Source organism: Nocardia sp. NBC_01377 (assembly GCF_045040005.1).
Lineage (GTDB): Bacteria > Actinomycetota > Actinomycetes > Mycobacteriales > Mycobacteriaceae > Nocardia > Nocardia noduli.
Genome location: NZ_CP109566.1, coordinates 7,765,274 through 7,777,934 on the forward strand (window position 1 = coordinate 7,765,274; position 12,661 = coordinate 7,777,934).

At 66.6% G+C, this 12,661-nt stretch carries 7 protein-coding genes and 3 pseudogenes; 9 read left to right on the forward strand and 1 reads right to left on the reverse strand.

What is annotated here, in order from left to right; genetic code table 11:
- Positions 1–410 precede the first annotated feature (410 nt).
- Both OG225_RS35745 and recR read left to right on the forward strand, forming a co-directional pair.
- Positions 411–752, forward strand: coding sequence for a YbaB/EbfC family nucleoid-associated protein (locus tag OG225_RS35745; RefSeq protein ID WP_109522764.1), 342 nt, complete (start codon positions 411–413; stop codon positions 750–752).
- An 11-nt stretch (positions 753–763) separates the two neighbouring features.
- Positions 764–1,372, forward strand: coding sequence for a recombination mediator RecR (recR, locus tag OG225_RS35750; RefSeq protein WP_405179151.1), 609 nt, complete (start codon positions 764–766; stop codon positions 1,370–1,372).
- 176 nt (positions 1,373–1,548) lie between these two features.
- Here recR and OG225_RS35755 read toward each other — a convergent pair whose 3' ends face one another.
- On the reverse strand, positions 1,549–2,205 hold the full coding sequence (locus OG225_RS35755) for a hypothetical protein (protein ID WP_405179152.1): 657 nt from the start codon (positions 2,203–2,205) through the stop codon (positions 1,549–1,551).
- A gap of 92 nt (positions 2,206–2,297) precedes the next feature.
- Here OG225_RS35755 and OG225_RS35760 point away from each other — a divergent pair, with 92 nt between their 5' ends.
- The 7 genes and pseudogenes from OG225_RS35760 (at position 2,298) to OG225_RS35790 (ending at position 12,605) form a co-directional block, all read left to right on the forward strand.
- Positions 2,298–2,942 (forward strand): Uma2 family endonuclease, encoded by a 645-nt coding sequence (locus OG225_RS35760; RefSeq protein ID WP_405179153.1) that lies wholly within the window; start codon positions 2,298–2,300, stop codon positions 2,940–2,942.
- A 372-nt stretch (positions 2,943–3,314) separates the two neighbouring features.
- Positions 3,315–4,586: pseudogene (locus tag OG225_RS35765) on the forward strand (transglutaminase family protein); the annotation flags it as partial.
- 234 nt (positions 4,587–4,820) lie between these two features.
- Positions 4,821–6,926: pseudogene (locus OG225_RS35770) on the forward strand (transglutaminase family protein); the annotation flags it as partial.
- A 235-nt stretch (positions 6,927–7,161) separates the two neighbouring features.
- A pseudogene (locus OG225_RS35775) lies at positions 7,162–8,898 on the forward strand (circularly permuted type 2 ATP-grasp protein); the annotation flags it as partial.
- Entirely contained in the window at positions 8,890–10,482 is a 1,593-nt protein-coding gene (locus OG225_RS35780) for an alpha-E domain-containing protein (protein ID WP_405183481.1), read from the forward strand. The pseudogene OG225_RS35775 and the gene OG225_RS35780, both read left to right, overlap by 9 nt.
- Positions 10,479–11,384, forward strand: coding sequence for a transglutaminase N-terminal domain-containing protein (locus tag OG225_RS35785; RefSeq protein ID WP_405179154.1), 906 nt, complete (start codon positions 10,479–10,481; stop codon positions 11,382–11,384). The genes OG225_RS35780 and OG225_RS35785 overlap by 4 nt, the downstream gene beginning before the upstream one ends.
- A 6-nt stretch (positions 11,385–11,390) precedes the next feature.
- On the forward strand, positions 11,391–12,605 hold the full coding sequence (locus OG225_RS35790) for a putative zinc-binding metallopeptidase (RefSeq protein ID WP_405179155.1): 1,215 nt from the start codon (positions 11,391–11,393) through the stop codon (positions 12,603–12,605).
- Positions 12,606–12,661 lie beyond the last annotated feature (56 nt).

Genomic DNA, 12,661 nt, shown 5'->3' on the forward strand with positions numbered 1-12,661 from the left:
GGTCAGCATCAGCGTGGGCGGGGCGGTGTCGCGCTGCCAGGAATAGCCGAACCACGTAACCGCCGTCCTGGCCCGCCGCCGCAGTCCATCGGCGGATTCACCCCGGAATCGGCGGCGGCCGCTGGTGCTCCGACCATGATGAACATGGCGGACACCGATATCAGGACGGAGCGGAAGCGTGCTCGGTTCGTGCCCATGTCGTCTCCAGACTCATGTCCGACCCGTTCTCGATGGTAGGCCCGGTCGCGGTCTTTCAGATTTTCGGCAATGGTTCCGTTATCGATCGGCTCGGCGCGGCGGCACGCGTAGGCGGCCTCGGTGACCGGGCTCTCGGGCTCGGGCGCGGGCGGAATCGCCCCGCGCCCGTCCACTACGCTGGACCACGACACTTTCCGCAGAGAGGACATGCCGTGCAGCCCGGTGGTCAGTTCGACATGCAGCAGTTACTCGCCCAGGCGCAGCAGATGCAGCAGGCGGTGATGGAAGCCCAAGCCGAGATCGCGGCCTCCGAGGTCGAAGGTCAGGCCGGCGGCGGGCTGGTCAAGGTCACCATCAAGGCCAGTGGTGAGGTCATCGCGCTGACGATCGACCCGAAGGTGGTCGACCCGGAGGATGTCGAAGGTCTACAGGATCTGGTGATCGGCGCGGTCAACGACGCCATGGCGAACGCGCAGCAGATCGCCGTCGAGCGTCTCGGTCCTCTCTCCGGTGGACTCGGCGGCGGCGCGCTGCCCGGTCTGCCGGATTTCTAGGGTTTCCGCAGTTGTACGAGGGTCCGGTCCAGGATCTGATCGACGAACTGGGCAAACTCCCCGGCGTCGGGCCGAAGAGCGCACAGCGCATCGCCTTCCATCTGCTCCAGGTGGAACCTCCCGACATCGACCGGTTGCAGTCCGCGTTGCAGAAGGTGCGCGACGGCGTGCAGTTCTGCGTGATGTGCGGCACCGTCGCCGATAACGAGCTGTGCCGCATCTGCGCCGATCCGCGCCGCGATCGCACCATGATCTGCGTGGTCGAGGAGCCGAAGGACGTGCAGGCCATCGAGCGCACCCGGGAATTCCGAGGCCGCTACCACGTTCTCGGCGGCGCGCTCGATCCGCTCAGCGGTATCGGCCCCGACCAGTTGCGGATCAGGGAACTGCTGGCGCGCATCGGCAATCAGCAGGACGGGATCGACGTCAGCGAGGTCATCATCGCGACCGATCCGAATACCGAGGGCGAGGCGACAGCCACCTACCTGGTTCGGATGCTGCGAGATTTCCCCGGCCTCAGCGTGACCCGGCTGGCCTCGGGCCTCCCGATGGGCGGCGACCTGGAATTCGCCGACGAATTGACGCTCGGCCGAGCGCTTTCGGGTCGCCGCGCACTCTGAACGCCGTTCCCCGCTGTGTCGCACTGCCATTAGCTGACACGGGATCGAGCCCCGTCGGATCTCCGTTCACCGCAATCCGACTGGGCTCGACCGGCGTTCAGTCGCTGATCCGGTCGCGTGCACCGCGGTTTGCTGCGGCATATCGCCTGCCGGTCGTCGCGTTCGGCCCTCCGGAGTCAGTAGCGCTGTTCGGGCTCGAATTCGACCCGTTTCCAATCGGTGTCGGCAAGCGTCTCGCCGACGGCCCACGCCCAGATGAGCGCGACCACCTCGGACGGATCCTCCGACGTCGTACCGAAATGCCTGTCGGGCGAGCCGTCGCGGTATTCGATCGTGTACACCCCGACCGGGTCCCGATATGTCTGGATGTAGACCTGATCGGCGCGTTCGGCGATGAGGTAGGGGTTCGGGTCGACCAGGGCGGGAATCCACAGGTCCAACAGCGCTTTCGTCACGTACGGGAATTCGCCCGCGCCGCCGTGCGTCACGGTGATGTCGACCCGTCCGGCCGGATCGATCAGCCAGGCCAGCTGCGGATCGTACACCGCGTACTCGCGCGGCGTCGCGATCTCGAACAGCAGATTCCGGACGAATCCGATCGCGTCGTACGGACACGACACCTGGAGCACCGCCCCGGTCGCGGCTCCGCCCACCGACTCCGTTCCCAGAAAAGTATCCGCCTCGGGCAATTCGCCGTTGCGGCGATTCAGCACCGCCGCCAGCTCGGCGACCACCGCGGTCTCCGCGAGCCCCTGCTGCCCCGCCAGATACTCGTCCGCCTCGTCCGGCGTCGACGCAACCCCGGACGGCAACAGCACGTGGTCGTAATTCACCCGCCCAGCCTACGACCCGGCACTACCGCGGACTCGCTGCCCTTCCCCACTTCGCTGACCTACGACTACCGGCGACTACCAGCCGAAGTACGGTGACCGTGTCGGACGCGTTCGACTGGTCTTCACCGAAGACCTATGTGTTTCCCGTCGATATCGACGGCTATCTCGCGATGCCCGAGGGCATGTCGGCCACCGTGGAGATCAAGGACGGCATGGTCGTCCACTGCGAGTCGCCGTCTCCGAACCACAACGCGATTTCCCGCAACATCGAGCGCGCACTCCTGGACGGATCCGCGAAGCGCGGATCCGCGCAGCCGCGTATGCGCGTCAACCGCGATGTCGACATGCTGGTCCCGGAGGTTCCGTTCCACTACAAGCGTCCCGATGCCATCGTCTATCGCCGCATCGATGAGCCCCGGCCGAAATGGAAGCGGAAACCGACGGTAGCCGAAACGGTGCTGGTGGTAGAGGTTGTCTCACCGACGACGATCACCGCTGATCTCGTCGACAAGCGTGCCGAGTACGCCCGGTTCGGCACACAGCACTACTGGATCGTCCGGATGGTCGATGAGGACGGACCGGCGATCTCCATCGAAATGTTGACGCTCGATTCCGCGGGGAACTACGTCACGTCCGGCCATCGCAGCCGAGGTGACGCTTCGTCTCCGGCCATCGAGTGCCTGGTGCCGTTCGATGTGCGGTTGACCTGGCAGGAGCTCGACGACGGAGTGGATTGACGGTTTATCGGGCGCTGCGGTAGCGGTTGACGCAGGGGCATCCGCCCGCGATATCGGTGCAGTCGATGAGGAATGTGTGACGGCTGTGATCGAAATCGATGCAGTCGAGATCCGTGCATTCGGGCATGCGGCCCACGTGGATAATGAGCGTGCCGTGGCAGTGATCGATCGCGGTTTCGCAAGATCGGCATATCGGAGCAGGCATATATTTTTGACCTCCCGATGAGATCTATTGGTAATGCGGTCTTATCACCGGGCGTGCACAGGATGTGGGAAGTCGGCCGCGTGTCGGCATATGACGCAATGTTGCTGTCCGGAAAACGCCTGCTGCATGGCACCGCACGCATCGGCGCGGTGTGGTGAACTTGCTTCATGGGCATCAAGGTGTCACTCGAGCACCGGACCACCTACACCTTCGACCGGCTGGTGGAGGTGCATCCTCACGTGGTGCGCCTGCGTCCGGCCCCGCACTCGCGCACGCGCATCGAGGCTTATTCGATGCGCGTGACACCGGCCGAACACTGGGTCAACTGGCAGCAGGACGCCTTCGGCAACTTCCTTGCCAGGCTCGTATTCCCCGAGCCGACCAGGGAATTGTCGATAACGATCGGCCTGATCGCCGATCTCGAGGTCGTCAATCCCTTCGATTTCTTCATGGAGGATTCCGCCGAATACTTTCCGTTCACCTACAGTTCGGAACTGACGGCGGATCTCGAGCCGTATCTGCGGCGCGTGGACGAATCGACACCGGGTTCCGGTGCGGGAGAATTGGTGCGGGAGTGGGTGCGTGCGCACCAACCGGAAGGCACTCCGCGAACCATCGACTTCCTCGTCGAAGTGAACCGCGTGTTGCGAGAAGATGTCGGATACACGATCCGCATGGAACCCGGTGTGCAGACACCGGATCACACCTTGCGCACCGCGATCGGATCCTGTCGGGATTCCGCCTGGCTGCTCGTGTCGATCCTGCGCGAATTCGGTCTCGCCGCACGTTTCGTCTCCGGTTACCTGGTGCAACTCGCGCAGGACGTGCCATCGCTTGATGGACCGTCCGGTCCTCCGGCGGATTTCACCGACCTGCATGCCTGGACCGAGGTTTACGTGCCCGGCGCGGGCTGGATCGGGATGGACCCGACTTCCGGTCTTTTCGCTGGCGAGGGCCATATTCCGCTGTCCGCGACCCCGCACCCCAGCACGTCGGCGGCGATCTCCGGCGCGACCGGCCGCACCGAATCCACCCTGGAATTCTCCAACACCGTCCGGCGTATCCACGAGGATCCCCGGGTCACCCTGCCCTACACCGACTCCCAGTGGGAACGGATCCGAGCGGCGGGTGTCGAACTCGACGCGAGGACGGCGGCCGACCGAATCGAACTCACGATGGGCGGCGAACCCACCTTCGTCTCCGTCGACGATCAGATGAGTCCGCAGTGGACCACCGACGCCGACGGCGCGCACAAACGCGAACGCGCCGTCGACCTGGCCGACCGCCTCCGTCGCATCTACGCACCCACCGGACTGGTGCAGTACCGGCAGGGCAAGTGGTACCCCGGTGAACCGTTGCCGCGCTGGGAGATCGCCATCGTCTGGCGCACCGACAACGAACCGCTGTGGACCCGCCCGGATCTGCTCATCGATCCGTGGACACCGATCGACACCGCGCCCGCGCAGGTCGACGCGGTTGCGCGACAGGATGATCCGGCTCCGGGCACGAACGGCGCCGACGGCAACGGTTCCGCGAAGACCAACGGCTCCGACAGGTCGGTGGTGACCGACCACACCGGCGTCTCCGATGACGAGGATCTGCGCATCGTCCGGGTGGAGGGCAATACCGACGCGGGCGCCACCGCGGTCCTTCCCGGCCCGCGCCGGATCCCCGGCGCCGATTTCCGGACCGCCGAGGGTCTGATCGCGCATCTGGCGGAAGGGCTCGGACTGCCGCGGACGCAGGTCCGCCCCGCCTACGAAGATCCGCTGGCCCGCTTGGCCGGAACATTGCGCACCCCGGCGGGCGATCCGCCCGTCCCCGCCGATATCGACCCGGAGGACGATTCCCCGCAGACGCGGAAGGAACTGCTCGAACGTCTCGACGAACCGGTCACCGAACCCGTCGCCTACGTGCTCCCGCTGTATCGCAGGAGCGACGGCCGAGGGTGGGCCAGCGCGGACTGGCAATTGCGACGCGGCCGTTCGGAGGATTCTCCCGGAGGCCGAATCGTCCTCGCCGACGGTGATTCCCCCGCAGGTCTGCGGCTACCGCTCGACGCCATCTCCTGGCGCACCCCTCGCCCGCGCCCGGATAACGACCCGCTGTTCATGGGTCCGTTGCGCCCGGTGCGCGAGGATCCGCCCGCGGTCGTGGAATCGGGCCACTGGGAACCGACGACAGCCGTGGTGGCGGAGGTGCGCAACGGGCGGCTGCACATATTCCTGCCCCCGGTGGAGCAACTGTCCGATTTCATCGACCTGATCGCGCGGGTGGAGGACGCCGCCGCCGCGCTCAACCCGTCGGGTTCGGTCACCGGACTGCCGGGGCATCCGGTGGTGCTGGAGGGCTACGGACCTCCGGTCGACGCGCGGTTGCAGAGTCTGTCGGTGACCCCCGATCCGGGCGTCATCGAGGTGAACGTGCAGCCGACCGCGTCCTTCGCCGAACAGGCCGAACTGCTGTCCACCCTCTACGACCAGGCCAGACTGGCCCGACTGAGCACCGAATCCTTCGATGTCGACGGCAGTTCCAGCGGGACCGGCGGCGGTAATCACATCACCCTCGGCGGTGTGACGCCCGCGCGATCACCGATGTTGCGCAGACCGGATCTGCTGGTGTCGATGCTCACCTACTGGCAGCGTCATCCGGCGCTGTCGTACCTGTTCTCCGGCCGTTTCATCGGCCCGACGTCGCAGGCGCCACGGGCCGACGAGGGCCGCGAGGGCGCGCTCTACGAACTGGAGATCGCGTTCTCCGAAATCGCTCGGCTCACCGCGAATACGGCGGGCGGCGACCAGCCCGTCGCGCCGTGGCATATCGACCGCGCGCTGCGGCATCTGCTCACCGACCTCACCGGTAATACCCACCGCGCCGAATTCTGCATCGACAAGCTCTACAGCCCCGATTCGGCGAGGGGTCGGCTCGGACTGGTCGAGTTGCGCGGATTCGAGATGCCGCCGCATTTCCAGATGGCGATGGTGCAATCACTGCTGGTCCGCGGGCTGGTCGCGCGCTTCTGGCGGGAGCCGTTGCGCGCGCGGCTGGTCCGGCACGGGGCCAATCTGCATGGCCGCTACCTGCTCCCGCATTTCCTGATGACCGATATCGCCGAGGTCGCCGCGGATCTGCGCGCGCACGGCATCGAATTCGACGCGAGCTGGCTCGATCCGTTCACCGAATTCCGGTTCCCGCGCATCGGCACGGTGGTCATCGGGGATATCGAGATCGAACTGCGCGGGGCCATCGAACCCTGGCACACCCTGGGCGAGCAGTCCGCAGCCACCGGCACCGCCCGCTATGTCGACTCGTCGGTGGAGCGAATCCAGGTCAGGGTGGTCGGCGCGGACCGGGAACGGTATGTGCTGACCTGCAACGGCATGCCGGTTCCGCTGCTCGCCACCGACAAGACCGATGTCCAGGTCGCGGGAGTTCGCTACCGCGCCTGGCAGCCGCCGAATTCCCTGCATCCGTCGATCACCGTCGACGCGCCGCTGGTCTTCGACCTGCTCGACGCCGGAACCGGGATCTCGCGCGGCGGCTGCACCTATCACGTGTCGCATCCGGGCGGGCAGTACTGGGAGGAGCCCCCGGTGAACGCGGAAGTCGCGCAGTCGCGGCGGAATCGTCGATTCGAGGCGGCCGGTCACACCACGACCCCGATGGATCCCGGCGAACTCCGTGCGAAGATTGCAGCACAGTCGACCGATGTCGGCGCGCCGGGCATCCTGGATCTACGCCGGGCTCGCACCGTTTGGGGGCTGGTCAACGACCGGTAAACAACACGTCGGGCAGCGGAAATGAGGTCGGCATGGTGGCCGATGCGGAGTATGCGGCGGCCACCCCAAGGGGAGGCGCGCAGCGATGAACGACGAAGCATCCGAGGCCGGGTCATCCGAGGCCGGGACCCGGACGGACGTACTCGAATCCGACCCGCGCAGCGACCACGAGGACTCGTCGGCGCGTGACGAACAGGGCACCTTATGGAACGCACGGGAAGCTCGCCGAGTCACGGTGCGTGAGCAGATAGCCGAACAGTTCGCCCGGTACCGGGAAGAGGGCGGAGCGTCGGGGGCCTACGACGAATGCGGTCTCCCGACCTCCGGCTACTACGACGAACTCGTCGACCCGCAGGGGACGGTCCGTTCGATGTGGTCGGAACTGTCGTCGGATTTCCTCGATATCGGCACCACAGGACTCGGCAGACTCGACACCAGGGTCCGCAGGCTGATCGAGGACGACGGCATCACCTATACCGAGGTGAACGGCTCGGGGGAACCGGTGAAACCGGTGCCGTGGCGACTGGATCCGATCCCGCTGCTGGTGTCGGCCGACGACTGGACCCGGCTGGAAGCCGGGCTCGTGCAGCGCTCGCGAGTGTTGGACGAGGTGCTCACCGATATCTACGGTTCGCGCCGCACCATCACCTCGGGTCTGCTCCCGCCCGAGATCGTCTTCGGCAACAGCGGATACGTGCGAGCCGCGCACGGCATCACGATTCCCGGGCGTCATCAATTGTTCCTGCACGCCTGCGATATCAGCAGGTGGGGCGACGGGGACTTCCGGGTCGTCGCCGATTGGGCGCAGGCGCCGTCGGGCGCCGGTTACGCGCTGGCCGACCGGCGCGTGATCTCGACCGCGATCCCCGAATCCTTCGAACATTCCAGCCCGCGCCCGCTGACGCCGTTCGCGCGCGCCATGCGGTTGATGCTGATCGAATCGGCGCCCATCGCCGACGTCGACGACCCGATGGTGGTCGTCCTGAGTCCCGGTGTGCATTCCGAGACGGCGTTCGATCAGGCCTATCTCGCCGCGACGCTGGGTTTCCCGCTGGTCGAGAGCGCCGATCTCGTCGTCCGCGACGGCGCGCTGTGGATGCGCTCGCTCGGCACCCTCAAACGCGTGGACGTGGTGCTGCGCCGCGTCGACGCGGAATTCTCCGACCCGCTCGATCTGCGCCCGGACTCCCACCTGGGTGTCGTCGGGCTGGTCGAAGTGCTGCGCCGGGGCGCGGTGACCGTGGTCAACACGCTCGGCAGCGGTCTGCTGGAAAGTCCGGCGCTGACCGGATTCCTGCCGCGGATCTCGCGCGCGCTGCTCGGCGAGGAACTACTTCTCGACAGCACGCCGACCTACTGGGGCGGCGACGACAGCGAGCGGTCGCACCTGCTGGCGCGGCTGGATCGGTTGGTCATCCGGTCGGCGGTCGACGGTTCGACCCTGTTCGGTCCCGAATTGTCGTCCGAACAAATCGAGGCGTCGAAGTCGCGGATCGAGGCGAATCCGTGGCAGTGGGTCGGACAGGAACCGGCCCAGTTCTCGGTGTCGCCCGCGGTGCAGGGATACGGCGGATTGGCCTCGGCGCCGGTCGGCATCCGCCTGTTCTCGTTGGCGCGACGCGGCGGCTACACGGCCATGGCGGGCGGTCTCGGCCAGCTGCGACAGCGGCTGGAACCGGATCGCGCGGTCATCAAGGTCGCCGCCAAGGATGTGTGGGTGCGCGCGGCGCCGACCCAGGTGACGGCGGTCTCGGCCGAACCCCAGGTCGAGGAACGCCCGCAGCGGTCGCCCGCGATCGTGGAGGCGATCAGTTCGCCCCGCGTCCTCAACGATCTGTTCTGGATGGGCCGCTACAGCGAACGCGCCGAGTCGGTGGTCCGCCTGCTCATCGCCACCAACGACTGTTACCAGGACTACCGCTACCGCGCCTGGTTCGACGGCGCGGAAGCCCTTCCCATCCTGATGTCGGCGCTGGCGAGGACGACCGGCACCATCGCCCCGCCCGCCGTGGTGACGGCCTCGCCCGCCGAGACACCGCCCGTCCCGCAGCAGGCGACGTCGGTGCGGTCCGAGGTCGGATCCCCGGCCGGTGAAGAGGGTTCGGTCGCCGCCGCGAGTGCTGCTGATACGCAGCCTGTTCCGGGTTCCGGTTCGGTGGATTCCGGCGCTGATCCCGGGAACGGGGATATTTCCCCGACCGCTTCGGCAAGCACGGAGACGGAGGCCGCGCAGTCGCCGTCGACAGTCGGAGAGGATCGATCCGCGACTGCGCTCGGTGCGGCGGAATCCGGATCGGAGACCACCGTGACGTCCTCGTCCCAGTCGGGTGTGGCCGATGGGCCGCAGTCCCGGTCTGCCGCGGCTGGGCAGGAACAATCGGGTCCCGCTGGTGAGGATCGACCGGATGCGGGTGGTCAGTCGCAGTCGGGTGTCGGTGGTCGGTCTCAGCCGAGTGACGGTGGTCAAACGCAGTCGGGTGGCGGCCAGTCGCAGTCAGCTGGTGGCCAGTCCCAGTCGGCCGGTAACCAATCGCAGTCGCCCGGCAGTCAGTCGCAGTCCGGCGGTGGTCAGTCGCAGTCGGGTGGCAGTCAGTCGCAGTCGCAGTCGGCCGGCGGTCAGTCACAATCCGGCGGTCTCACCGGTGGTGAAACGCAACCGAACCTCGGTGGTCAACCCGCCCTTCCGCGCGGGAATTCCGGTGCGGGAGAGCGTGATCCCCGCCACACCCGTGCTTCGCAGATGACCTCGAGCGCCTCGCGTGCGGGTTACGACTACCTGATGTCGCTGACCCTCGACCCGAGTCTGCCCGGTTCGCTCGCCTTCGCGATCGACCGGTACGGGTCGGCGGCGCGTGCGGTACGCGATCAGCTGTCGCAGGACACCTGGATGATCCTGAGCGCGGTGGATCGGGCGTTGGCCGAGATTCGCGGGAGCGAGGAGGACGGCGAGGCCGTCTTGTCATCGATGCATTCGCTGACCCTCGCCGCGCTGCTCTCGCTGAACGGGATCGGGTCCGAATCGCTGGTGCGGGACGCGGGCTGGTACGTGATGGATATCGGCAAGCGCATCGAGCGCGGGCTGGCGCTGACGGCGCTGATGTCGGCCGCGCTGACGCAGACCTTCCACGGTGAGACCCAGCAGGTGGTCACCGAATCCGTGCTGCGCGCCGCGGAGTCGCTGGTGAGTTACCGACGGCGGCACCGGGATTCGGTGCGGGTGTCGGCGGTCGCGGGGCTGTTGCTCTTCGACGCGAGCAATCCGCGATCACTGGCCTACCAGCTCGATCGGCTCGACGAGAATTTCCAGGCGCTGCCCGGCGCGTCGGGATCGTCACGGCCGCAACGGCTTCTGGCCGACGCGCAACGCATGCTGCGCCGCGTCGATCCGGCGGATCTGGAGGCCACCGACGCGGACGGCAAGCGGACCGAACTCGCCGAGTTGCTGGAAGGTGTGCATTTGCGGCTGCGCAAGGTGTCCGAATCGTTCGAGACGACGAAACTTTCGCTTCCGGCGGGTATACAACCGCTGTGGGGCAGCACGAGGGTGGTCGGATGACCGGGCGCGACGGTTTCGCTCGTCGTTATCGGGTGGAGCACCGAACCAAGTACTCGTATTCGGACGAGGTCAGCAGTTCCTACGGCCGCGCCTATCTCACCCCGCGTGAATTCCCCGGCCAGCGCCTGGTCTCGCACGATCTGACCATCGACCCGGTGCCGTCGGATCGTTCCGTCGGCACCGACGTCTACGGCAACACGACCTCCTATTTCCACGTGACAGCCGAGCACACCGAGCTTGTGGTCACCGGGATATCGGTGGTGGACGTGCAGCGCCCGGTTCCCGCCAGTGCGGACGGCCCGTGGGAACAGGCGCGTCCGACGTCGGTCAACGGTCCGCTCGCGGTGGAATTCACCTTGGATCTGCGTCCGCCGGAGATCAGTGCCGAGGTCACCGCCTACGCGGCGGAATCGCTGACGCCGGGTCGTCCGCTGCTGAAGGCGGTCACGGATCTGAACACCAGGATCCACCGCGATTTCGCCTATCGGTCCGGCTCGACCAATGTCTCGACCAGGGTCGCCGATGTGTTCGCCGCCCGCGAAGGCGTGTGCCAGGATTTCGCGCGCATCGCCGCGGCCTGCCTGCGCTCACACGGTCTGGCCGCGCGATACGTGTCCGGATATCTGGCCACCGATCCGCCGCCCGGCAAGGAACGGATGGTCGGGGTCGACGCCACCCACGCCTGGGCGGCGGTATGGGTGCCGGGAGATTCGGCTTCGGACCGGACCGGGCACTGGATCGGCTTCGACCCGACGAACGATCAGTTCGCCGATGAACGCTATGTGACCGCGGCCTGGGGTCGCGACTACGCGGATGTGCCGCCGCTGCGGGGCATCATCTACACCGACGCAAGGGAGAGCATCATTACCGTATCGGTCGACGTCGCTCCACTGGAGGTTTGAACCCGAGTGCGTGATTTCACCTGCCCGAACTGCGGTCAACAACTCGCGTTCGAGAATTCGGTCTGCCTTTCCTGTTCCAGCCCACTGGGTTTCAGTCTCGCGCTGCGGACCCTGCTCGTCATCGCCGATTTCGTCCCGACGGGCGACAACGGCAATCTCAGCGGCGAGGTCGACGGTCGGCGTTACCGGCTCTGCGACAATCTGCATGTCGCAAAATGCAATTGGCTCGTACAGATACCCACCGAGCCCGCCGGGCAGCTGGTCCCCGTCGGTGGAAACGGAGCGCAGTTCGATCCGAACCCGCCCGGTTCGGCGCCCGAACAGGGACGCCTCACTCGGGCCCAACGGTTGCGCGCGCGGTTCCGAGGGACGACGACCCAGCGGGAAGTGATCGAACCGGCTCCGCCCGCCGTGTACGGCACCGGTCCCGCGCTGTGCGAATCATGCCGGTTGACGCGTACCAGGCCCAACGACACCGATACCGCGGGACTGGACGCCTTCGCCGAGGCAGAGGCCGCCAAACGTCGTCTGATCGTGGAGCTGGCCGAACTCGGTCTCCCGCTGGTCGGCCGGGACGAGAATCCGAACACCGGACTCGCCTTCGACCTGCTGTCCAGCAAGATCGACAAGGTGTTCACCGGCCACCAGAACGGTGTCATCACCCTGGATCTGGCCGAGGCCGACGATCCGCATCGTGAGCAATTGCGTATCGAGATGGCCGAGCCGTATCGCACTCTGCTCGGACATTTCCGGCACGAGATCGGGCACTACTACTTCACCGTGCTCGTCGCCGATAACGAAGCGCGACAACGCTTCCTGAACCTGTTCGGCGATCCCGACGCCGACTATCAGGCGGCCATCGATCACCACTATTCCTACGGCGCCCCCGCCGGGTGGGAGTCGAATCACGTCTCCTCCTACGCCACCATGCACCCCGCCGAGGATTGGGCCGAGACATTCGCCCACTACCTGCACATCCGCGACACCCTCGACACGGCCGCCGCGTTCGGCATCGCCTCCGCGGGCGCGACCCTGGACCGGCCGCAGCCCGGGCCCGCCGGATTCGACAAGATCATCGAACAGTGGCTGCCGCTGGCCTGGTCGCTGAACATGGTGAACCGCTCCATGGGCCACCCCGACCTCTACCCCTTCGTCCTCCCCGAACCGGTCCTCGAGAAGATGCGTCTGGTCCACGAACTCTGCGCCACCTCGGCGGTCTGAGCAGCGTTTTCGCTGTTCCATCGCTTTCGCCGAATTGTCGGACTAAGCTCTTAGCT

Coding starts and splice junctions, on each gene's coding strand:
- OG225_RS35780 (WP_405183481.1), top strand. CDS start 8,890: ATGTCGGCGCTGGCGAGGACGACCGGCACCATCGCCCCGCCCGCCGTG.
- OG225_RS35785 (WP_405179154.1), top strand. CDS start 10,479: ATGACCGGGCGCGACGGTTTCGCTCGTCGTTATCGGGTGGAGCACCGA.